The organism is Idiomarina aquatica (assembly GCF_004362895.1).
GTDB lineage: Bacteria > Pseudomonadota > Gammaproteobacteria > Enterobacterales > Alteromonadaceae > Idiomarina.
Genome location: NZ_SNXI01000002.1, coordinates 79,593 through 102,957 on the forward strand (window position 1 = coordinate 79,593; position 23,365 = coordinate 102,957).

At 51.7% G+C, this 23,365-nt stretch carries 14 protein-coding genes; 12 read left to right on the forward strand and 2 right to left on the reverse strand.

Features of this window, described 5'->3' with window-relative positions:
- The first annotated feature begins 264 nt into the window (after positions 1 to 264).
- Together DEU29_RS02420 and DEU29_RS02425 are read left to right on the forward strand one after the other, a co-directional pair.
- Complete coding sequence (locus tag DEU29_RS02420; RefSeq protein WP_133538650.1) at positions 265 to 3,399, forward strand: TonB-dependent receptor; 3,135 nt, start codon at positions 265 to 267, stop codon at positions 3,397 to 3,399.
- 151 nt (positions 3,400 to 3,550) lie between these two features.
- Positions 3,551 to 6,712: a TonB-dependent receptor gene (locus DEU29_RS02425; RefSeq protein WP_133538651.1), complete on the forward strand. Its 3,162-nt coding sequence runs from the start codon at positions 3,551 to 3,553 to the stop codon at positions 6,710 to 6,712.
- 254 nt (positions 6,713 to 6,966) lie between these two features.
- On the opposite strand, the gene DEU29_RS02430 is transcribed toward DEU29_RS02425, so the two are convergent.
- Positions 6,967 to 7,323 carry a four helix bundle protein gene (locus DEU29_RS02430; RefSeq protein ID WP_133538652.1) on the reverse strand — a complete coding sequence of 119 codons (357 nt, stop codon included), beginning with the start codon at positions 7,321 to 7,323 and terminating at the stop codon, positions 6,967 to 6,969.
- A gap of 391 nt (positions 7,324 to 7,714) precedes the next feature.
- Here DEU29_RS02430 and DEU29_RS02435 point away from each other — a divergent pair, with 391 nt between their 5' ends.
- The 7 genes from DEU29_RS02435 (at position 7,715) to mltF (ending at position 16,124) form a co-directional block, all read left to right on the forward strand.
- On the forward strand, positions 7,715 to 9,103 hold the full coding sequence (locus DEU29_RS02435) for a Na+/H+ antiporter NhaC family protein (protein ID WP_133538653.1): 1,389 nt from the start codon (positions 7,715 to 7,717) through the stop codon (positions 9,101 to 9,103).
- Between the two features lie 160 nt (positions 9,104 to 9,263).
- On the forward strand, positions 9,264 to 9,725 hold the full coding sequence (gene tadA / locus DEU29_RS02440) for a tRNA adenosine(34) deaminase TadA (RefSeq protein WP_133538654.1): 462 nt from the start codon (positions 9,264 to 9,266) through the stop codon (positions 9,723 to 9,725).
- 128 nt (positions 9,726 to 9,853) lie between these two features.
- The gene (locus DEU29_RS02445) at positions 9,854 to 10,162 is read left to right on the forward strand and encodes a helix-turn-helix domain-containing protein (protein ID WP_208107597.1); all 309 of its coding nucleotides are present in this window, start codon (positions 9,854 to 9,856) and stop codon (positions 10,160 to 10,162) included.
- Positions 10,159 to 11,421, forward strand: coding sequence for a type II toxin-antitoxin system HipA family toxin (locus DEU29_RS02450; RefSeq protein WP_133538655.1), 1,263 nt, complete (start codon positions 10,159 to 10,161; stop codon positions 11,419 to 11,421). Before DEU29_RS02445 ends, DEU29_RS02450 begins: the two co-directional genes overlap by 4 nt.
- Before the next feature lie 102 nt (positions 11,422 to 11,523).
- Positions 11,524 to 12,819: an amidohydrolase gene (locus DEU29_RS02455; protein WP_133538656.1), complete on the forward strand. Its 1,296-nt coding sequence runs from the start codon at positions 11,524 to 11,526 to the stop codon at positions 12,817 to 12,819.
- 229 nt (positions 12,820 to 13,048) lie between these two features.
- Positions 13,049 to 14,629 carry a methyl-accepting chemotaxis protein gene (locus tag DEU29_RS02460; RefSeq protein WP_166635860.1) on the forward strand — a complete coding sequence of 527 codons (1,581 nt, stop codon included), beginning with the start codon at positions 13,049 to 13,051 and terminating at the stop codon, positions 14,627 to 14,629.
- A gap of 127 nt (positions 14,630 to 14,756) precedes the next feature.
- Positions 14,757 to 16,124 carry a membrane-bound lytic murein transglycosylase MltF gene (gene mltF / locus DEU29_RS02465; protein ID WP_279513215.1) on the forward strand — a complete coding sequence of 456 codons (1,368 nt, stop codon included), beginning with the start codon at positions 14,757 to 14,759 and terminating at the stop codon, positions 16,122 to 16,124.
- A gap of 19 nt (positions 16,125 to 16,143) precedes the next feature.
- On the opposite strand, the gene rfaH is transcribed toward mltF, so the two are convergent.
- On the reverse strand, positions 16,144 to 16,638 hold the full coding sequence (gene rfaH, locus DEU29_RS02470; protein ID WP_133538659.1) for a transcription/translation regulatory transformer protein RfaH: 495 nt from the start codon (positions 16,636 to 16,638) through the stop codon (positions 16,144 to 16,146).
- 184 nt (positions 16,639 to 16,822) lie between these two features.
- Between rfaH and DEU29_RS13985 the strand changes: the two genes are divergently transcribed.
- From DEU29_RS13985 to DEU29_RS02480, 3 genes are all read left to right on the forward strand, one after another.
- The gene (locus DEU29_RS13985) at positions 16,823 to 16,981 is read left to right on the forward strand and encodes a hypothetical protein (protein ID WP_166635861.1); all 159 of its coding nucleotides are present in this window, start codon (positions 16,823 to 16,825) and stop codon (positions 16,979 to 16,981) included.
- Positions 16,982 to 17,235: 254 nt separating this feature from the next.
- A complete protein-coding gene (purL, locus tag DEU29_RS02475) occupies positions 17,236 to 21,246 on the forward strand; it encodes a phosphoribosylformylglycinamidine synthase (protein WP_133538660.1) in 4,011 nt (1,336 codons plus the stop codon).
- A 364-nt stretch (positions 21,247 to 21,610) separates the two neighbouring features.
- Complete coding sequence (locus DEU29_RS02480; protein WP_133538661.1) at positions 21,611 to 23,353, forward strand: DUF5666 domain-containing protein; 1,743 nt, start codon at positions 21,611 to 21,613, stop codon at positions 23,351 to 23,353.
- Positions 23,354 to 23,365: the final 12 nt, after the last annotated feature.

Sequence of the window (23,365 nt, forward strand, 5' to 3'; positions counted from 1 at the left end):
CACGCGCGAAGCTTGTCTCGTTGTCAGCTTTCCTGTTGCTAATCAGCTGCTATGCCGCGGTTCATCGTCATTTATCGAAAAGCGATATTGGCACTATTTCAAGTTACCGTTTGCTGTTTCTATCTCTCCCGCCGTATTTAGAAAAACTGTTTCGCTTTTCCGGGCTTTTTCACAAGTCTTCATCAAATTGTCATCTTTACGCGATATAACCTATCGCTCGTTGCTTTTTGTTTTAACCCTCAATCGAAAACCAGGAAATATCACATGGCTTTAAATTTTAAAGTGAGTCGCCTGTCAGCAGCTCTAGCTATTGCTGTCGGGTTGTCGACCAGCGCTATGGCGCAGGATACTACATCGGTTGTACGTGGTAGCGTTGTCACTGCGTCTGGCGATGTTGCTGCCAATGCACGCGTTGAAATCATTCACATTCCTACCGGTACACGTTCTATCGCAACCACTAACGAATCAGGTTCATTCTCTAATTCAGGTTTGCGTGTTGGCGGTCCTTATCTGATTGTTATCGAAGGTGAGAATGGTCGTAAAGTCTATGAAGACGTTTACCTGACCTTAGGCGAGTCATTCCGTATTAATGCGGAACTTGAGCCGACCGACATGGAACGTATCGCAGTTTCTGGATCTGCGATTTTGGGTGGCGCAAACCGTGGTAGCAGTAGCTTCTTCGGTGAAGACGATATTTCAAATACACCGACCTTTAACCGTGACTTAAAAGAAGTCGCGCGCTTGAACCCATACGTTAACCTGTTGTCAGGCAACGAAGCACCAATGAGCATCGGTGGCTCAAACCCGCGCTTTAACTCGGTCACTATCGACGGCGTAGGCGTTAACGATGACTTCGGTCTAAATGGTAACGGTTACCCAACACAGCGTTCGCCAATCTCTATCGATGCGGTGGAGCAGGTTGCTGTCGATATGGCACCGTTTGATGCGTCACAAGGTGGTTTCTCGGGCGGCCGTATCAACGCCGTTACTAAATCAGGCTCAAATGAATTCGAAGGCTCATTGACATACGAGCGCATGAGCGATGCCTGGGCGGGCGACCCTGAAAACCCAGAAACTGGCCGCGAAGTGCCATTGGACTATGAACGCGACACTTATAGTATCGCTGTTGGTGGCCCAATCATTAAAGATAAATTGTTCTTTTTCGTAAACTACGAAAATGCACAAGAACCTGCACAAATCGAATATGGTCCGGCCGGCGCTGGCGCACCAAATGACAGCAATGTCACCCAGGCGGAATACGAGCGTGTTAAGCAAATCGCGCAGAACCAGTACGGTTTCGACATCGGTAACTGGGACACGGTCCGCGATACCGAAAACGACAACCTGTTGGTTAAGTTAGACTGGAACATTAACTACGATCACCGTGTTGCGTTAACCTATAACCGTACCGAAGGTAACAACTTACGTGGCGTTAGTGGTAGCCAAAACTCATTAAACCTGGACACCAACTGGTATAACTACCAGCAAAACATGGATCTATTCCGCTTGTCCTGGTATGCCGACTGGAGCGGTGACTTATCCAGCGAAATCTACGTGAGCCACAAAGCCGTTGAAGCGATTTCCGGCCTGGTCACTAAAGATTTTGGTGACGTTAGTGTTCGTACCGAAAGCGGTACCTTAAACTTTGGCCCTGATTCAAACCGTCATGCCAACCAGCTGGAAAACGACAACCTGAAGTTCGGTGTTAAATTCGACTACCTGGTCGGCGACCACGAAATCGAATTTGGTGGTGAGTACGACAGCGTTGACGTATACAACGTATTCGTGCGGAACTCGCTGGGCTCTTGGTCTTACGATTCAATCGATGACTTTGAAGCAGGCACTGCCAGCCGTTTCTTTTACGAGAACGCGTACACTAACGACTCTACCGATGCTGCAGCAAACTTCGAATTGGGTATGCTGAACCTGTATGTGCAGGACAACTGGTACCTGAACGATTCGATGGAACTGGGCTTAGGTGTACGTTACGAAACTTACATGGTTGACGACAAACCAACCCTGAACCAAAACTTCGTTGACCGCTATGGTTACAGCAACCAGGAAAACCTTGACGGTAAGAGCATCATCCTGCCGCGTATCGACTTTAAATGGTTTGCAGCGGACGACGTAGTAGTGCGCGCTGGTTTAGGTCGTTTCTCAGGTGGTCGTCCGAATGTTTGGATCTCAAACTCATTCTCGAACGATGGTTTTACCCTGGTACAGTTTGACCGTGATGAAGTTTCTGAAGACGCATATTTGACCGACCAGAACCCGGCGCAAATTCCGCAAGCTGTTTTAGACAGCATGGAAGCGGGCGACGGCGACACTAACAGCATCGATCCAAACTATGACATCCCGTCTGACTGGATCGCGCGCGTTGGCGTTGACTATCGTTTTGACATCCCGAACGTAGGTGACAACTTCCAGGCAACTGCTGAAGTAACCCGTAAGTGGATGACAGACAACAGCCAGTGGGTTGATATTTCGCGCTGTGTGGCAGACCAAACAGCAGCAGGCATAAATATCTATGAACCGTGTGACCCAACAGCACCGACAGGCCACTACGACCTGCAACTGACTAACGAAGATATGACCGGTAAAGCCTGGTTGGGTACCTTGTCATTGTCGAAAAACTGGGATAGCGGCTTTAATGCCTACGCGGCTTACACCTTCCAGGATATTGAAGAAGGTAACCCGGGTACGTCGTCTACTGCTACATCGAACTACCAGTACAACATCGTTCGTGACCGCAACCAGGCTTTATTGGGCACGGCTGATTATCAAGTTGAGCACAGCCTGAAAATTGCTCTGGGCTACAGCAAAGAGTTCTTTGACGGCTATGCGTCTAAGTTCAACTTGTTCTTCAACCGCCGTTCAGGTACAGCATTCAGTTACACCATGGGCTTGTACCGCGATGGCGACTTCGGTGACCAAACCTACTTCCAGGGCGGTGGTTCATACTTGCCGTACATTCCGACAGGTGCTGATGACCCAGCCTTTAGCCCGGACAGCCCATTATCGTACGAAGAAGTTATGGAATACTTCCGCGATACTGGTTTGGACCAGTACGCAGGTGGTTTTGCACCTAAAGGTACCGGTCGTTCGCCTTGGGTTACTAATCTGGACTTCCAGTTCCAGCAAGAAGTACCTGGCTTTAGCGAAGACCACAAAGGTATCTTCTACGTTACGGTCAACAACTTGTTGAACCTTATCGATAGCTCGAAAGGTCAGGTGTTGCGTCAGCAATACACCAACCAGACAGTTGTTGACTTTGCCGGCTTAGATGACCAGGGTCGTTACATGTACGACACGTCATTCTTCGGTTATGACGACTGGAGTATCTTCGAAGCTGAAGAATCAACCTGGCGTTTGAAATTGGGTGTTAAGTACACCTTCTAAAAGTCGCAAATTGATTTATAGCGATAAAAGCCGAGCCTTTATTGAGGTTCGGCTTTTTTTATAAAAATTAGTCAATTTATTCACACAACTGTCACAAATACGCTATACCTTTTTACGGCAAATAAAAAAATAACTCGGGGAAGAACAAACCATGTTTAATTCAACGTTCAAGCGCACGGCATTAGCGGCCGCTGTCGCGATGACCTTGTCGGGTGCTGCGCTTGCACAAGACACCTCTTCTAATTTACGCGGTACCGTAGCCAGCGAATCAGGTGAGATTGTTGCTAATGCAACGATTCAGTTACGCGATGAACGTACCGGCACGACGCGGACTTACACGACTAACGATCAGGGGGCTTTTTCGGCCCGTGGTTTGAACGTTGGTGGACCATACACGATAGTTGCTGAAGGCCCGGGTGGTCGTCGTGACGTTATCGAGAATATCTACCTGACGTTGGGTGATTCTGAGTCAGTGCGGGTTGTGCTTGAGTCAGATATGGAAACCATCGCGGTTACCGGTACCGCCACAGCAAATTCGCTCTATGGCAGCAATAGCCCGGCAGCGAACTTTAGCCTGAGCGATTTAGAAAATCTGCCGGCGATTAACCGTGACTTAAAAGACATCGTGCGTGTCGACCCGCGCGTTTATATCGACCGTAGCTTTGGTGATGGCATCCAGTGTGTAGGCGCAAGTCCACGCTTTAACAGTTTGACCGTTGACGGCGTTCGCATGAACGACAACTTCGGTCTTAACTCAAACGGTTACCCGACCGAACGTATGCCATTCTCTTATGATGCCATCGAGCAGGTTGCGGTTGAGTTCGCACCGTTTGACGTACAATACGGCGGTTTTACGGCGTGTAACATCAACGCTGTAACCAAGTCTGGTTCAAACGAATTCCACGGTAGTTTCTTTTATGACTACACCAACGAATCACTGCAAGGCGATGAGCTCGAAGGTACCAAGCTAGAACAGGCGGACTTCGAGGAAGATCGTTATGGCTTCACCCTTGGCGGTCCGATTATTGCTGATACCTTGTTCTTCTTCGCTTCTTACGAGAAGTTTGAAGGCGCAGATAACTTTGACTTTGGCCCGGCCAATACAAACTCCGCGACTGTTGTTAACGGCGTCAGCCAACAGCAACTTGATCAAATCGCACAAATCGCACGTGACGTTTACGGTTACGAAGTCGGTGAGCCGATTTTGTCGTCGCCGGTTGAAGACGAAAAAATGTTGCTGAAGTTAGATTGGCAGATCAGCGATGCACACCGTGCGTCAGTGACTTACAACTACAACGAAGGCGCATCCATTACCCCATCTGACGGTGGAAACGCGTTCGAGTATGAATTCTCGAATCACTTCTATAACCGTGGCGCAGAATTTACTTCTTACGTTGGTCAACTTTACTCAGACTGGACTGACCGTTTTTCTACCGAGCTACGCGTTGGTTATTCAGAGTTGGATAACACCCAGGAGACCATTGGTCCTAAAGACATCGGTGACTTCCAAATTCGCACTCAGTTTGACCATGACGGTGACGGCACGCCATCGTCTGCAACGGTTTATTTTGGCGCTGACGATTCGCGTCAGGCCAACGACCTGTATTACGACACCACCTTTGTTAAGTTAGCGGGTACTTACTTTATCGGTGACCACGTTATTTTTGGTGGTTACGAGCGCGAGCAGCTGGACATTTTCAACATGTTCGTGCAGCACTCACGCGGCGGTGAGATCGACTTCAACTCGCTGGAAGACTTTATTAATGGCGATGTAGGTACTTATTACTATGGTTCTGGTACCGGAACTAACAATCCACGCGATGCCGCTGGTGCATTCAAATACGCGACCAATACCGCCTACTTGCAGGACGAGTATTATTACGCGCCCATGGACATGACCATTACCGCCGGCTTCCGTTATGACTGGTACACCAGTGATGACTATCCGGTAGAGAACCAGAATTTCATCAACCGTTATGGCTTCACTAACGCGTCTAACTTAGACGGCGAAGGTTTATTCCAACCTCGTTTCGGTATTAACTGGAACGTTAGTCCGGAATTAGAAGTTCGTGGTGGTATCGGCTTGTACTCTGGCGGTAACCCGAACGTTTGGTTGGCAAACAACTACCAGCAAAACGGTATTAGTCAGACTCAGGTTCGTTTATCTAACTTTAACCTGTTCGACGTCCCATTAAGCGGCGAAGGCCGTCCGGGTTACAACCCTCCGGCGGAATTAGTTGATGCCGTTGCTAACGCAACCAACGACTCAGCGGTTAACGTACTGGACCCTGACTTCGAAATCCCGTCTGAATGGAAGTACGCGTTAGGTGCAACTTATACGTTCCCTGACAACTACATCTTAATGACGGACTTCATGTACACCGTACGTAAAAACGAAGCGCGCATTCAGAATATCGCAGTTGAGCAAGTCGATACCATGGCAGATGGCCGTCCTGTTTACGGCGAGCGTGAAGCGGGTCGTTCAGAAGACCTGATGCTGACTAACTTAGAAGACGATACTAAAGCGTTCTCGTTCTCTACCGCAATCAGCAAGAAGTTTGACTTTGGTCTGAGCGGCTCATTGGCCTATGCCTTTACTGAGTCTGAAGACGGTAACCCGATGACTAGTTCGGTTGCTTACTCAAACTACGCTAACTTTGCTACTGATAACTTCAATACCCCGTCAGCAGCGACTTCAAACTACGAGATCCCGCATCGCTTTACGTTGCGTTTAACCTATCAAAAAGAATTCTTTGATGGTTTAAACACCACCTTCTCGTTGTTTGGTTCGGCTAACAAAGGTCGTCCGTACAGCTACGTGTTCCAAACTGCAGCTGACCAGCCGGCGATTGGTGGCCTGGATATCGCTGACGACCGTCAATTGTTGTATGTACCAGACGGTGCCAACGATCCGAACGTCGTATTTGGTTCAAACTTCGACCAGGAAGCCTTCTTCAACTGGTTGGGCGAATCAGGCTTAGGCAAATACGCGGGCGGTACTGCCGAGCGTAACTCACTGTACAGCTCTTGGTGGCACAAGCTTGACCTGCATATCTCGCAAGAGTTGCCGGGCTTGATGGATGGCCACAAAGCCAGCTTGTTCTTTACCGTAGATAACCTGACTAACCTGATCAACGACGATTGGGGCGTGCTGTATCAAGCCGGCTTCCCGCAATACACAGAGGTAGTTTCTGCGTATCGCAATGCCAGCGGTCAGTACGTGTTTGACCAGTTCCTCGACCCGGGCATTCAAAGCCGTGTATCAGGACCATCACTATGGTCTGCGCGCATCGGTTTCGAATACAAGTTCTAACACCTGAATTCGCTGGGGCTTTCGCCCCGGCGAATTCAGGCGCTAGGCGCTCGCGTTGCTCGCTTGCCGGGCGCTACCTTCGGTAGCTTGCTTGGCGTTCGCTTCGCGAACTTGCTAGGCGCGGCTTCGCCGCTTGTTGGATAATGATGGTGCCCTCGCCGCTTCGCGGCTTGGGCACTTTTTTTGTGCGTGTTGCGTTGTGCCTTCGGCACGCCGCAACACGTTTGCGCTTGCCGCTTCCGCGGCTCGCTGTTTTATGTAGGTCGCGCTTTTAGCGCGACTTTGTTTTTTAGGTGGTGGAGTTGGAAGTTTACTTTTTGTTGCTGTTGAAGGAGCCTTTTACACACGTCTTGTTCGAAATATCCTAGCTCCATTGCAATCAGTAACTGTGTCTCTAATTCGGCATTAGATGCTTTAGCAATATTCAAAAAGTGGTTCTTCTCCTTTTCACTCTCTCTCGTTATGCCCTCGGCAATATTCGAGGGAACCGAAATTGCCGACCGTCGAATTTGGTCGACCAAAGCAAAATTGCGGCAAGGTTCGGCTAAACGCAACACTTCCACCGCAATCTCCATCGCCCCCTGCCAAACCCGAAGCTTCTTATAACTCATCAATCACCCTCCGTAGCAAACCAAAAAAGTATAGCCGAGTGCCGAGTGCCGAGTGCCGAGTGCCGAAGGCACAAGGCAAGCCCAAGTCGCGAAGCGACAATAGAAGCCGAAAAAGCGCCCAAGTCGCGAAGCGACGAGGGCAGTGCGCCTCCGTCGCCATTGACGACGGAGGCGCAACGCGGTGCTGCCGCAGGCAGCGCCGCACCCAGCAGCAAGCGGCGAAGCCGCGCCAAGCAAGTGAGCGAAGCGAACGCCCAGCAAGGCACCGCGAAGCAGGTGCCGCCAAGCAAGCCGCCGAAAGGCGGCGCCTAGCGTCTCTTGCCGCCTAGCGCTAGAAAAAAAACCAAAAGTCCGCTAACCTTGGCCAATCACAAATAACAGACGAACACCCATGGAACTCAGCTGGACCAGCCTGCTCCCCTCAATACTCGCGATCCTGTTCGCCATCATTACCCGCAAAGTATTGCTGGCCCTTATCGGCGGCATCATCCTTGCCAATGTGCTGTTATTTTGGCCGCGCAGCGCCGATATTGGCGAAGGCGTCTTTTTAAGTTCCTGGAGTACGCTGGTCGACTCCAGCAATATGTTGGTGTGGTTCTTTACATTGGGTATCGGTGCCTTATTCGGGGTGCTGGAAAAAGGCGGTACCTTTAAGCAGTTCGTGTTAAAGCTCGAACAAAAGCAATGGGTTGAGTCCAAGCGCCGGGCGCGGCTGATGACTTGGATCCTGGGCGTTATCGTATTTATCGAGTCTAATGTCACCATCATGATTTCAGGTACCACGTCACGCCCGATTTATGACCGGCTGGGAATTTCCCGCGAGAAGCTGGCGTATATTGTCGACTCGACCTGTGCGGCGATTTGTATTCTGATCCCGCTTAATGCCTGGGGCGCGTTTAACTTAACGTTGATCAGCAATCAAGGCGTGGAGCAGCCCTTGCTGGTGTTTATTCAGTCCATAGCGTTTAACTTTTACGCGATATTTGCGGTGCTGTTGGCCTTATTCGTGGCTTGGTTTGACTGGAATATCGGGCCGATGAAAGCGTTTGAAAATAATGCTAAGCCGAATCGGGTGACGCAGCATACCTGGGCGGACGGGCCGGATGAGTCAGTGTCATTTGGCAAAGGCACGGCGGTGGTGCTATCAAGTTTAATCTCGCTGGTGGTGATGGTGCCGGTAATGTTGTTGATAACCGGCGATGGGGTCCTGGTCGAGGGTGACGGTACCCTGAGTGTGTTTGTGGCTATTTATATTGCCCTGGGTATTGCCATGTTAGGTACCTTATTTACCGGCTCGGCGGGTTTGCCCAAGGTTATTCAAAGCGCACTAAAAGGCGCCTGGAACATACTGCCGCTGGCGGTCATTTTGTGGTTATCGATTACCCTGGGTGGTCTGACGCGCGACCTCGGTACCGGTGAATTTTTAGCGGCAGCACTGGATGGCAGTGTTAGTCTGTGGATGCTGTTGCCATTGATATTTGTGCTGTCGGCCATTACCGGATTTTCGATTGGCTCAAGTTGGGGCACGTTCGCAATTATGCTACCGCTGGCGATCCCGATTGCGATGACACTGGGGCTGCCGGCTGCGCCTTTTATTGCTGCAGCGATTTCGGGCGGGATCTTTGGTGACCATGCCTCGCCGATATCTGATACGACGATTATCGCGTCCATGGCCAGCGGCACTGAGCATATCGACCACGTGCGCACGCAGCTGCCTTACGCGCTGCTCGCCGGCGTCGGCGCCACCATCGCCTACGCCATCACCGGCGCAATGATGTAGGCTTAAGGCTAAAGATTTACCACGGAGGACACAGAGAGCACGGAGAAAACATATTTAAGCGGAAAACCCATTATCAGCCACGGTTTTTCCCTTTAAAATCTTTTCTCTGTGTACTCCGTGCCCTCCGTGGTTCAGCATTTATTTTTAAAGAAACCATAATATGCAACAGAACCAAGATGAAACATACATGCGGCGGGCGTTGGAGCTGGCGGCTAAAGCAGCAGCAGAGGACGAGGTGCCGGTGGGGGCTGTGTTGGTTATGGACGACGAGATTGTCGGCGAAGGCTACAATCAGGTCATTACCTTATCCGACCCGTCCGCCCATGCCGAAGCTCAGGCCATTCGCGCTGCCGGTCAGGCGATAGATAATTACCGTCTGGTTAACTCTACTCTGTATGTCACGCTTGAACCCTGTGCCATGTGCGCCGGGCTGATTACTCATGCGCGGGTTAAACGGCTGGTGTTTGGTGCACCCGATCCCCGCACCGGCGCCACCGGCACCGCCATCGAAGTTCTCAACCACAGCTCCATGAACCACAAAGTCGAGATCCAGGCCGGCGTGCTCGCCGACGAGTGCGGCGACATCCTGCGCCAATTCTTCCGCGCCCGCCGCAAGAAGTAGGTCGCGTCCTGACGCGACAACTTCCACACGTGCGTCAGGACGCACGGTACGGATAATTCCTTCGCAAAACTTCGGTTATGTAATATAATAGTATCAATTAAACTCAAGATAATATCGATAGTAATATTATGGTGTCACTTGCAACGCCTGCCAAAGCTGCTAAAAAAATCGCCCGTAATGTTCGCGAGCGGCGCCTGCAGTTAGAACTAACGCAAGCCGGGTTGGCAAAACGCTCAGGCGTGCCTTTGCCAACGCTGCGTAAGTTTGAACAACAGGGCACGATTTCATTGGAGTCATTCCTAAAACTCTATTCAGTAGTTGGCGATTTGAGCGATGTAATTGCGGCGACAACAGCGGAAAAAAACGAATTTACTTCTATAAACGAGGTGCTCGAAGAGTCGAATAGGGTTCCTCGGCAGAGGGGTAAACGGCAATGAAGAAAAACACTGTTGAACCAATAAATCACATCAACGTTGCGCTTGATTTTGGTCGTGGTGCGCGATTGCCGGTCGGGCGTTTGGCCCACCGCAGCGGTGAGATTTATTTTGAGTATGATAGCGAGTTTTTAACAACGGAGCTGGAGATATCACCGTTCAATTTAGCACGAGGTCCTGGCTTAAAACGCGGTGAACGAGGACTCTTTGACGGATTGTTCGGTGTGTTCAACGACAGTCTGCCTGACGGCTGGGGTAGACTGCTGTTCGACCGCCTTATGCGTCAACAAAGCATTAACCCGGCACGCCTCACACCGCTTGACCGACTGGCACATGTAGGGATTAATGGATTAGGTGCATTGACCTATGAGCCGGTTATTGATCACGAAGCGACGCCCGGGCCAATTTTTCTTGATGAGCTGGCCGATTACTCACAGCAGATATTGACTGAAACACCTATTAGCGGAAATTCCGAGGCTGTTTTAGATGAATTAGTTATCCTCAATGGCTCCTCCGCGGGTGCGCGCCCAAAAGCGTTGATTGGTTATAACAACCAAACACAGGATCTCATATATGGTGTCAATGACCTGCCATCGACGCACGACTACTGGCTGGTTAAATTCGCTAACAGGCAGGATGGTGCTGATGCCGGAGCTATTGAGTATGTCTACTCGTTGATGGCACGGGGTGCCGGCATTGAGATGCCCTCTACTCATCTATTTGAAGCGAGAGATGGGGCTGGCTACTTTGCCATTAAACGGTTTGACCGCAACCATCATCAACGCTTACATATGCATACCGCGTGTGGATTATTGCATTCAGATTTTCGTTTTCCGGCACTTGATTATGAAGATCTCGTTGCCTTAACCAGCACGCTGACGCGTGATATCAGAGAAGTTGAAAAGTTATTTCGCGTTGCCGTATTTAACGTACTGGCGCATAACCGCGATGATCATAGTAAAAATTTTACTTACCTGATGGATGCTACCGGTGAATGGCGCTTGTCGCCTGCTTATGACTTGACGTTTTCCTCCGGTCCGGGCGGCGAACAAAGCACCACCGTTATGGGGGAAGGCAAGACGCCAGCACGTGAGCATTTATTTAGTCTGGCTGCCGAGGCCGGGCTAAAGCGGGGTGCGGCTGAGGAAATTATTGACCAAACCAGAGCCAGTATTTCTCGCTGGCCACAGCTTGCTACTGAGTATGGTGTAAGCCGTGAAAACATAAATCTTATAGGTCGGGCCCTGACGCGACAAACATAACGTGCGTCAGGACGCACGGTACGGTGAAGACGCGTAATACGAGTATTTGCGCTGCAACAGCATCCGCCCTATGATGAAGAAAACCATCCAGGGAGAATAACAATGAAAAAGTTCTTATTAGCCGCTGCGGTCAGTGCCGCCGCATTTGCTGTGCCGCAGGTTGCAGCTCAGCAGTCACCAATTGCCATTGATGACAATCTGGAGGCCAAAGTTATCGAGTGGCGTCGTCACTTGCATGCCAACCCGGAACTTAGCAACCGCGAGTACGAAACTGCAAAATATATTACGCAACACCTCGAATCACTGGGGCTGGAAGTAAAAACCGGCATCGCACATACCGGTGTTGCTGCGTTACTAAAGGGTAACGGCGATGGTCCGACGATCGCGTTGCGAGCCGATATGGATGCCCTGCCGGTAACCGAAAAAACTGATGTGCCGTTCGCGTCAACGGTCAAATCGACTTACCGTGGTAACGAAGTTGGCGTTATGCATGCCTGCGGCCACGATACCCATGTTGCTATGCTGATGGGCGCGGCAGAAAAACTGGTGGCGATGAAAGAGCAGCTTAACGGAAACGTGCTATTTATCTTTCAGCCGGCAGAAGAGGGCGCACCGGAAGGTGAAGAGGGCGGCGCAGAACTCATGCTCGAAGAAGGCCTGTTCACTAATGTATTCCCGGGCTACAAACCGGAGCGTGTATTCGGTATCCACGTTTGGGGCGGCTTCCCGACCGGGCATATCGGCTACCGTAAAGGTCCGTTAATGGCTTCTTCAGATCAGTTCGAAATTAAGGTCAAAGGCGTGCAAACCCACGGTTCGCGGCCTTGGGGTGGTGTTGATCCTATCGTGACGTCAGCGCAAATCATTAACAGCTCGCAAACCATCATCAGCCGTCAGACTAATATTACCAAAGCGCCGGCGGTGCTCAGCTATGGTATCGTCGAAGGCGGCGTGCGTAATAACATTATTCCGGACGAAGTCACGCTAATTGGTACTATCCGTAACTTTGATATGGATATTCGTGCAGATATCCACGATAAACTGGAACATACCGCTAAGCATGTTGCCCAGGCTAACGGTGCCGAAGCGGAAGTTAATATTGACCTGGGTTACCCGGTGACGGTTAACAATCCTGAACTGGTTGAGGAAATGCTACCCATTACACAGCGTATTGCTGGTGCAGATAAGGTTAAAGAAGTGCCGTTGGTTACTGGTGCCGAGGACTTTTCCTACTATGCGCTGGAAGTGCCGGGTATGTTCGTGTTCCTGGGCGTAACCCCGCCGGATCAGGACATGGACGAAGCACCATCTAACCACTCGCCTTACTTCTATGCCGACGAAGATGCCTTGCGCACCGGCGTCGATCTGTACGTGAACTGGGCACTCGAGTCTATGTAACCCCACGTGCGTCAGGACGCACGCTACGGCGATATTCGTACGTCGCGTCCTGACGCGACAAACCTAAACGTGCGTCAGGACGCACGGTACGGCGATTGACGCGACAAACCGCTGATCTAAGTCAAGTTGGTAACGAATATTGTCTTGCTTAACGTTTTTTTAACCTAATTACTCAAGTAAATTAACATCTCCATACATTTTGTAGGGATTACTTGGGGGGTTAATGTTAATGCGCAAACAAGCGAGGGTTACCGGGGTTGAGCAGATCTTTTCGGATCAGGCTAATATACTGTCGACCACTGATACCAAAGGCCGAATTACTTACGTTAACCGGGATTTTATTGATATCAGTGGTTTTTCCAGCGAAGAGTTGATCGGCCACGGGCACAACATCGTGCGTCATCCCGATATGCCCAAACAAGCCTTCAAACAACTGTGGAATAACCTAAAACAAGAAAAGCCCTGGATGGGCATGGTGAAAAACCGCTGTAAAAACGGTGATCACTACTGGGTCGATGCCTACGTAACCCCGATAAAAACGGACGGCAAAGTCAACGAATACCAGTCCGTAAGACGCAAGGCCAAACCCGAATTTATAAAACGCGCAGAACAAGTTTACCAAGCTCTCAATCAGCAACGGCCATGCCGAAAAATAAAAAATGCACTTTCAACACGATGGCAATTGCTGCTGAACATAGTGCTGCCTTATCTACTTCCCGCCGCTAGCCTGGTAGTTTCACCCTCATTATTCATATTTAGTTTGTGTGTCGCATTAGCAGTAATCATCTCGATGGTACTAGTCACTCTCACCTGGGCGCCATACCAGCAGGCTGTTGACAAAGCCAGGCGGGTAACCGATGACCCCGTGGCACGTTATGTTTATACCGGTAAAAATAATGACGCCGGCGCCTTGCTAGTGGCGATGAAAAAACTCGAATCAGAAAACTCAGCGCTTATCGGACGAATTCACGATACCTCGCTTAAGTTATCTGATAGCGCCTCGAGTTTAAGCTCAGCGGTAATGCAGTCCGAAGCAGGAACCGACAGCCAGTTACAGCAAACCGAAAGCGTTATGACTGCGGTCACGCAAATGCGGGAGGGTGTTGACGAAGTGGCCAACAGTACCCGGGAAACTGCAGCGGCTACCCGCGATGGACTGGCGACAGCGCAACAAGGCAAACAATTAATTGGCCAAACCGAGCAGTCTATCAGTCAATTGAGTACTCAATTACAAGAGGCGTCGCAGGTAATCTCGACGGTGTCGCAACGCAGCACCGACATCGAAAAAATTCTCGATGTCATTTTAAGTATTGCCGAGCAAACTAATTTGCTGGCGCTTAATGCTGCCATCGAAGCGGCTCGTGCGGGAGAATCCGGTCGCGGTTTTGCCGTGGTGGCTGACGAAGTTCGCTCGCTGGCAAACCGTACTCAACAATCAACCGAAGATATTCGCGAAGTTATTGAGCAGTTGCAGCAGTCGGTACAGCAGGCCGTTAGCGTGATGCAACAGGGCGAAAGCATGGCACAAGGCAGCTCGGAAAGTAGTCAACAGGCGGCGCAGTACCTCAATGACATCGTCGCCTCCATCGAATGCGTAGCGGCATTAAGCGAGCAGGTGGTCAGTGCGGTGGAGCAGCAGCAACAAGCTTGCGAAAGCGTGCAATATAGCATTACCGGTATCCGGACTAACGCACAGGAAAACCAGCAAGCCGTGCAGCTTAGCCGACAGGTGAGCCACAGAACTGTCGACGTAGCCAACCAACTGGACAAGTTAACCGTGCAGTTTTGGGAAGCACACCACGCCGCGTAATCGGTTGAACGTACGTCGCGTCCTGACGCGACAACACCCAACGTGCGTCAGGACGCACGGTACGGATTTATGTTTCTTGCGCCTCAGGCGCAAGCTACGTAGAATGAAGTTATTGCGATAACACGAGATTAACTTTATTTTGCTTGCTCGTAAGGTATTGATTTTATTGGGGCTGATGCTGCTTTCGGCGTGTAGCCCGCAGCAGAAACCCGACCAATTAACTGTCGTCAAAGAACGTCAGGTGTTGCGGGTGGGTACCCTTATGAACCCGACCAGCTACTACTTTGACCACGACCGCGAGCAGGGTTTTGAGTATGACCTGGCGAAGCGATTTGCGGCGCGCATGGGCGTGGAATTGCAAATGGTGCCGCGTTTTGACGTCAACGACTTATTTACCTTGTTGCGCCGAGGGGATGTTGACCTGGTTGCCGCCGGGCTTGATCGCACGGCGTCGCGCGATACGCTTTATCGTTTTGGCCCGCCGTACGACATCATCAGCCAAAAACTAGTCTTTAAACAAGGTTCACGTCAGCGCCCGCGCGATCTGGAGCAAGTCACCGACGGCGAAATCGTGGTGGTTGCAGGTAGTTCACACCACGAATATTTAAAAAGTCTGGGCGATAGCGTGCCGACATTAAATTGGCGCGCCACCCGCGATCATGACGCGGTAGAGCTGCTGCGAATGGTCGCCAGAGATGAAATCGATTACACCATCGCCGATAGCAATCAGCTGGAAGTTCAGCGTCGCGCTTACCCGGGCTTAAGCATTGCTTTTACGGTAAAACAAGAACAACCCGTGGCCTGGGCGCTGTCGGCAGGTACTGATGATTCGCTTTATAGCGCGGTCATTCAATATTTTGGTGAAATCCGCAGCAGTGGCCGGCTGGCTTACATCAAAGAGCAGCACTTTGGGCATGTAAAGCAGTTCAACTATGTAACCACCAGCTTGTTTATCGAAGCCGTAAAAAGCGACCTGCCTCAGTATATCGACATGTTTAAAGAACACGCGGGCACACTGGATTGGCGCTTGCTGGCTGCCATTTCGTACCAGGAATCATTGTGGAATCCGCGTGCTGTGTCGCCTACCGGGGTGCGCGGCATGATGATGCTGACGCTTCCCACCGCTAAGGCAATGGGTGTTAAAAGCCGGCTGAACGCAGAACAAAGCATTCGCGGTGGTGCGCGTTACCTTGAACGTATGCTGCGCCGAGTACCGGCTCGGATACCGGAGCCGGACAGAACCTGGTTCGCACTGGCCGCCTATAATATTGGCTTTGGCCATCTAGAAGACGCGCGAGTACTGACCGAAGTGCAGGGCGGCAACCCCGATCGCTGGCTGGACGTGAAACAACGCTTACCGTTATTACGTAAAAAAGAATTTTATCGGCAAACCAAATTTGGCTTTGCCCGCGGCGATGAGCCGGTAACCTACGTCGGTAATATCCGCCGCTTTTACGACACCCTAAAGTGGTTGGATGAACAAGGCAGGCTGTAGGTCGCGCCTCTGGCGCAAGTCATAGCGTAAGTTCGCTGTAACTGAAGTTAGCGCGGACTTTCTTTTGCATCCATTCGAGTAACACAAAGCAACGAGACTCGCCGTCGAGCTCGACGATTTTAGCCATATAGCCGCGGAACGGGCCTTCTTTTATTTCTACCGAGTCGCCAACTTGCGGGGCGTCAGACTCCGCGGCAGCGTCCATGCTCCTCAAATCGTCAATCCATGACTGCGGAATAGTTGGAATGGAGTCGCCAAATTTAAGCACGTTATTAACGCCAAAGGTATTGCGCAACTTATAAAATTGCTCAATTAAGTTATCCGGGCGCACAAACACATAGCCGGGAAACATTGGCTCGACGCTACTCGTTCGTTTACCGCGACGCACTTTCTTAACGGTAAGTTTTGGCCCAAACACCTCAAAACCCTGGTTATCCAGACTTTGAATTGCCCGTTCATCCTGGCGTGGCTTGGTTTTTAAAACGTACCATGCATCAGAGGTAAGCGCTTCCATTCGGTCAACTCCATAACATTCGAATGAATTTAACAACTGACTATAAAGAATTGGCACTGATGATCAGATGATTAATCGTTTAAATTGAGTCGAACGCGTCAGCATGACGTTTTATGACGTCAATTCCTTTGCGATTTTAATGACGTAGCTTGCGCCTTCGGCACTAGATAAGGCACAATAAAAAATGCACTCACCGCTGGAGCCTGCTATGCGTAAAATCCGTAAAACCGCCAATGACGCCCGCCGCCGCGCTGTCATCCGCAAACGTCGCAAACGCATCACCGAACGTCGCGAAAAATGGTTCCGCATCGTGCAAAAAGACGGTAGTGCCAAAATCGAGTAGGCTCGCTTCGCTCGCGGGGTAGGCGCTTCGCGCGGTTTAGGCTCCGGCTGCTCCGTCGCGGTATAGCATGCCGCCTGCGGCGCATGGGTGTAGGCTCCCTGCGTTCGCGCAAACCACGAGCGTAGCGAGTCTATACCGCGACGGCGCAGCCGGAGCCTATCCCGCGAGCGCAGCGAGCCTAAACGCATTCCATTACCCCTGGCTTTCCTGTATACTTCGCACGCAAAAATTCCCCAGCGTTTGGAGACAGCAACGTGGAAATATTTCGTGGCGCACCAGCCTTATCCGCCTTTAAAATTACCAAGAAATTGGCACAACTTAAGCAGGCGGGGCTCCCCGTCACCGGGCTTTACGCCGAATATCGACACTTTGTTAATCTCGACTCACCACTCTCCGACGCGCAGCGCGAGACGCTGACTAAATTACTGACCTATGGCCCAACCGCCGACAGTAGCGTGCGTCCTGACGCACGTAAAAATGAGTCAGATGACGAGCGTCAGGACGCACGCTACGTACTAATAACCCCACGCCTTGGCACCATCAGTCCCTGGGCGTCAAAAGCTACCGACATTGCCCATAACTGCGATTTAAACAACATTCATCGCATAGAGCGCGGTATCGCTTACTTTATTGAAGGGGACTTATCCGGCGAAGAGCTTAAACAGGCTGCGGCGTTGTTGCATGACCGCATGACCGAATCGGTGCTTTATCACGAGCAAGACGCTGAAAAACTGTTTGAAAAACACCAACCCAAGCCGTTGTCGAATGTGGATATTCTGGCCGGTGGCCGCGCGGCCTTAGCCGACGCCAATATTAATTTAGGGCTGGCGCTGGCGGATGACGAAATCGACTACCTGGTCGAGAACTTCGAAAAGTTGGGCCGTAACCCTAACGACATCGAACTCTATATGTTCGCGCAGGCCAACTCAGAGCACTGCCGCCACAAAATTTTCAACGCCGACTGGACTATCGATGGTATCGAGCAGCAGAAATCGCTGTTTAAAATGATCAAAAATACCTACGAAGTCACTCCGGATTACGTGTTGTCGGCCTATAAAGACAACGCCGCGGTAATGGAAGGGCACGAAGGCGGGCGCTTTTATCCCGCGAGTGCGCAGCACGAGCCTAAGCCGCAAGCGCAAAGCGCGAGCCGAAACCGCGACGGCGCAGCCGGAGCCTACACATACCACCACGAACCCATCCACATTTTGATGAAGGTCGAAACCCATAACCACCCCACGGCCATTTCGCCATACCCGGGGGCTGCGACCGGTTCCGGTGGTGAGATCCGCGACGAAGGCGCTACCGGTGTCGGCTCTAAACCGAAAGCGGGCTTAGTCGGCTTTAGCGTGTCGAACCTGAATATTCCGGGCTTTAAACAACCGTGGGAAGAAGACTACGGCAAACCGGCGCGTATTGTTACCGCGCTGGATATTATGCTGGAAGGGCCGTTAGGCGGCGCGGCGTTTAACAATGAGTTCGGGCGGCCGGCATTAACGGGGTACTTCCGTACTTTTGAGCAAACCGTAAACAGTCATAACGGCCGCGAAATGCGTGGTTATCATAAACCGATCATGATCGCCGGCGGCTTAGGCAATATTCGCGAAGCGCACGTGCAAAAGGGCGATATCCCGGTTGGCGCGAAGCTGGTCGTGCTAGGCGGCCCGGCGATGAACATTGGCTTAGGCGGTGGTGCCGCTTCGTCAATGGCATCGGGCGAATCTAACGAGGATTTGGATTTCGCGTCAGTGCAGCGAGAAAACCCAGAAATGGAACGCCGCTGCCAGGAAGTGATCGATCGCTGTTGGCAGCTGGGCGCTGAAAACCCCATCGCTTTTATCCATGATGTGGGCGCGGGCGGTTTATCCAACGCTATGCCGGAGTTAGTCAGCGATGGTGGCCGTGGCGGTAAATTCGAGCTGCGTGATATCCCTAATGACGAACCTGGCATGACGCCACTGGAAATCTGGTGTAACGAATCGCAGGAACGCTACGTGATGGCAATTGCGCCGGAGAACCTGGCACGGTTTGAAGATATTTGTGCCCGCGAGCGAGCAGAGTATGCGGTTATCGGTGAAGCCACCGAAGAGCTGACCATTTTGCTTAACGATGCCAAGTTCCAGAATCAGCCGATTGATTTGCCGCTGGATGTGTTGCTGGGTAAGCCACCGAAGATGCATCGCGATGTTGCTACATTAAAAGCCGAAGGCGAGCCTCTACAGTTTAAAGGCGTCACGCCTTTGGAAGCTGCCGAGCGTTTAATGCGCCTGCCAAGCATTGCCGAGAAAACGTTCTTAATTACCATCGGTGACCGCAGTGTCACCGGTCTGGTGAACCGTGACCAAATGGTCGGCCCGTGGCAGATCCCGGTGGCTGACGTGGCAGTGACAGCGGCTAGTTACGATACGTATCACGGCGAAGCTATGGCCATGGGTGAGCGCACGCCGCTGGCACTGTTAAACTATGGCGCGTCGGCACGCATGGCCGTGGGGGAAGCACTCACTAACCTGGCAGCTGCTGATGTTGGTGAACTAAAACGCATTAAAATGTCGGCAAACTGGATGGCGGCAGCCGGACATCCGGGGGAAGATGCCGGTTTATACGAAGCGGTAAAAGCGGTCGGCGAAGAGCTTTGCCCGGCGCTGGGTATCAGTATTCCGGTGGGTAAAGATTCGATGTCGATGAAAACCCAGTGGCAGGATAACGGCGAGGACAAAGCAGTAACGGCGCCGATGTCACTGGTTATTACCGCCTTTGCGCGCGCTAACGATGTGCGCAACACTCTAACACCGCAGTTGCGCCTGGATAAAGGCCGTACGCATCTGTTACTGGCAGACCTCGGTCATGGCAAAAACCGCCTGGGTGCCTCGGCGCTGGCGCAGGTGTTCCAGCAGTTTGGTACCGATACGCCGGATCTTGATGATGCCGCTGAATTCAAAGCGTTTTTCGAAACCACCCAGCAATTAATCGCCGAAGGGCGCTTGTTGGCCTATCACGACCGCTCTGATGGTGGCCTATTTACCACCCTCGCCGAAATGGCCTTTGCCGGGCATTGTGGTGTGGATATTCAGCTTGATGATGTAGTAGGTCGTGCCTTTGGCACGACAGCAGAAGAAACCATGGCCGTTCTGTTCGCCGAAGAACTCGGCGCAGTCCTGCAAGTCACCGATGAGCAGTTACAGCACGTCATCAAAGCTTACGACATGGCCGGGGTCGGCCACTTGGTCTACAACATTGGCCAGCCAACCGACAAAGACGAATTAAACTTTAGCCTGGACGGTAAGCAAGTGCTTACTGGATCGCGCACACACTTCCGCACGCTGTGGGCGGAAACCACGCACCAGATGCAGCGTTTACGTGATAACCCGGTATGCGCTGACGAGGAGTTCCAGCTTAAGCAACGTGCAGATAACCCCGGCTTACTAGCTGACCTGAGCTTTGACGTGCACGAAGATATTGCAGCTCCTTACATCGCAAAAAGTGCGTCAGGGGCGGCACCGCGAGTTGCGATTTTGCGTGAGCAGGGCGTTAACTCGCACTACGAAATGGCAGCAGCCTGGGACCGTGCCGGTTTTGAGGCCATCGATGTGCACATGAGCGACATTCTGGCCGGACGCATTGATTTAGCCGACATGCAGGCGCTGGCAGCATGTGGCGGGTTCTCATACGGTGACGTACTGGGCGCCGGTGAAGGCTGGGCAAAATCTATTTTGTTCAATAGCCGCGCCCGCGATCAGTTCGAAGCTTTCTTTAACCGCGATGACACGCTGGCATTAGGTGTGTGTAACGGCTGCCAGATGTTGACGGCACTGAAGGAGCTAATCCCGGGCACCGAACACTGGCCGCGGTTTGTGACTAACCGCAGTGAGCGTTTTGAAGCGCGCTTTAGCCTGGTCGAAGTGCCCGAGTCTAACTCTGCCTTCTTTGCCGGTATGGCCGGTTCGCGCATGCCAATCGCGGTCTCGCACGGCGAAGGCCGCGCGGAATTTGCTAACGCGGTGCAGCAAAGCCAGTTACAAAACGCCGGTCAGGTAGCACTACGCTATATCAACAATTGGGGCGAGGTGACCGAGAGTTATCCGTGTAATCCGAACGGTAGCCCTAACGGTATTACCGCGGTGACCAATGATGACGGTCGCTTTACCGCCATGATGCCGCATCCCGAGCGCGTGTTCCGCACCGTAGCCAACAGCTGGCACCCCGATCAGTGGGGCGAAGACAGCCCCTGGATGCGCCTGTTCCGCAACGCCCGCACACGTTTTTAGGCTTCGGCTTCGCCTCCGCGGGATGGGCTCGCTTCGCTCGCGGTGTAGGGCTGCGCCGGTTTAGGCTCGCCCTGCGGGCTTCGCGGTTCGGGCTCGTGCTTCGCACTCGCGGTGTAGGGCTGCGCCGGTTTAGGCTCGCTTCGCTCGCGTAAACCACGAGCGCAGCGAGTCTACACCGCGAAGCCTAAACCGCGCGCAGCGCCTACCCACGAGCGCAGCGAGTCTATACCGCGAAGCCTAGACCGCGCGTAGCGCCTACCCCGCGAAGCCCACGAAGGTAAAGCTTTAGTAAAGAGCTTGCGTTCGCCTCCGATCCCCCGTAATACTTTGTTACATATTCCAATCCCGAAGACAGGAGGCAATCATGCGTTTTGCTAAATCCCTAATTGCACTGACCGTAACAACGGCACTAACCGCGTGTGGTGGCTCTGACTCATCAGACACTAACGTTTCTAACCCGCCACCGGGCGATGACAATACCGGCAGCACCACAACCACGGTATACACTGAAGGTGTGATCACCGGCTTTGGCAGCGTCTACGTTAATGGTCAGCGTTATCGCTCCGAAAATGCCGACATTGCATTAGCCAACAATCCCGCTGCCACCGAAGGCGACCTGAAAGTGGGTATGGTCGTATCACTTGCGGCGTCAGAGTCAAACAACGGTGACGACCCCGAAGCAACTAACATCCGCTACGAGGAACACCTGCAAGGGCCTATTAGTTTTATCGATACCGAAGCAGAAGTTATCGAAATATTAGGTCAACGAGTGGTTTATAACGACTTAACTGAATTTGACGAAGTGGCGTTAGCAGACCTAACCATTGGCGATATCATCGAAGTGAGTGGTTACATCAATGAAGAAGGTGACTTTTACGCCACCCGCATCGAGCTAGAAAACGATGAAGAAGAATTTAAGTTGAAAGGCGATGTCACGGCGCTCGATACCAGCGCGCAAACATTTATGATTAACGAACTGACCATCGACTACAGCAGCGCTGAATTTGACGATATGAGCGCAGCCGATCTGGAAGATGGTTTATATGTAAAAGTCGAGGGTACCGAGTTTGATGCCGAGACGCTGACGCTGGTCGCGACGGATGTTGAAAACAAAGACAACAACGTGGATGACTATGACGACGCTGACGAAATCAAAATTGCGGGTATCGTCAGCAACTACGATGAAGCGACCGGTACCTTTGATGTCAATCAATACAGCTTTACTGTTAACGACGATACAGAGTTTGAAGATGGCTCCGCCTCGCGTTTGGTGAACGGGGCGCGGGTAAAAGTCGAAGCAGAGTATGATGGTGAGCAACTGGTTGCGGAAGAAATCGAGTTTATCGCGAAAAGTGCGCGTAATGTCAGCGAAGGCCAGGTCACGGCAGTCGATGCTGAAGCGCAAAGCTTTACCGTCAATGGCATCACCTTCGTGGTCGATGATGACACCAGTTACCTGGATACTTCAGGACAGGGCGCGCGGACGTTCAATTATGAAGACATCGCGGTTAATGATTGGCTTAAGGTCATTGCGGTAATCGACTACAATGGTGATTACGTCGCATTGAAAATTAAACGCACTGACGAAGACGATCGCGACGGTGAAATTAAAGGCGTCGCCAGTGACGTTAGTCTGGAAGGTATGACCGTCGCTGGTGTTCAGGTCAGCTTTAACGAGCAAACCGAATTTGAAGATGAAGACGACCTGAGCATCGACGAGTTCGTTGCGCTGTTCAGTGACGATACCGAACTGCAGGTTGAGGTCGAAGGTGACTATGACGGTGATATTCTCATCGCCAGCGAAGTCGAAATTGAACGTGAAGATGACGAAGACGACGATGATGACAACGATGACGGAGATGACGACAACGCCAATGACAAGCGCGGCAAAGCCGAGTTTGAAGGCGCAGTTGAATCTATCGATGGTGAGTCAGTTATCGTCAACGGCTATGAGTTGCGTTTTAGCAGCGACAGCGAACTCGAGATTGACGATGAAGAAGTCAGCCTTGAAGACTTTCTCGCCGCTTTAGAAGTCGGCAGCATCATCGAAGTCGAAGGCATCTGGCGCAACCAAACCTATATCGAGGTAAAAGAAGCCGAACTGTAGGTCGCGTCCTGA

Excerpts from the sequence above, each read along its gene's own strand:
- DEU29_RS02420 (WP_133538650.1), top strand. The coding sequence starts at position 265 with ATGGCTTTAAATTTTAAAGTGAGTCGCCTGTCAGCAGCTCTAGCTATT.
- tadA (WP_133538654.1), top strand. The coding sequence starts at position 9,264 with ATGCAACAGAACCAAGATGAAACATACATGCGGCGGGCGTTGGAGCTG.
- DEU29_RS02445 (WP_208107597.1), top strand. The coding sequence starts at position 9,854 with ATGGTGTCACTTGCAACGCCTGCCAAAGCTGCTAAAAAAATCGCCCGT.
- DEU29_RS13985 (WP_166635861.1), top strand. The coding sequence starts at position 16,823 with ATGCACTCACCGCTGGAGCCTGCTATGCGTAAAATCCGTAAAACCGCC.
- DEU29_RS02425 (WP_133538651.1), top strand. The coding sequence starts at position 3,551 with ATGTTTAATTCAACGTTCAAGCGCACGGCATTAGCGGCCGCTGTCGCG.
- DEU29_RS02435 (WP_133538653.1), top strand. The coding sequence starts at position 7,715 with ATGGAACTCAGCTGGACCAGCCTGCTCCCCTCAATACTCGCGATCCTG.
- rfaH (WP_133538659.1), bottom strand. The coding sequence starts at position 16,638 with ATGGAAGCGCTTACCTCTGATGCATGGTACGTTTTAAAAACCAAGCCA.
- DEU29_RS02460 (WP_166635860.1), top strand. The coding sequence starts at position 13,049 with ATGCGCAAACAAGCGAGGGTTACCGGGGTTGAGCAGATCTTTTCGGAT.
- DEU29_RS02455 (WP_133538656.1), top strand. The coding sequence starts at position 11,524 with ATGAAAAAGTTCTTATTAGCCGCTGCGGTCAGTGCCGCCGCATTTGCT.
- DEU29_RS02450 (WP_133538655.1), top strand. The coding sequence starts at position 10,159 with ATGAAGAAAAACACTGTTGAACCAATAAATCACATCAACGTTGCGCTT.
- DEU29_RS02430 (WP_133538652.1), bottom strand. The coding sequence starts at position 7,323 with ATGAGTTATAAGAAGCTTCGGGTTTGGCAGGGGGCGATGGAGATTGCG.
- DEU29_RS02480 (WP_133538661.1), top strand. The coding sequence starts at position 21,611 with ATGCGTTTTGCTAAATCCCTAATTGCACTGACCGTAACAACGGCACTA.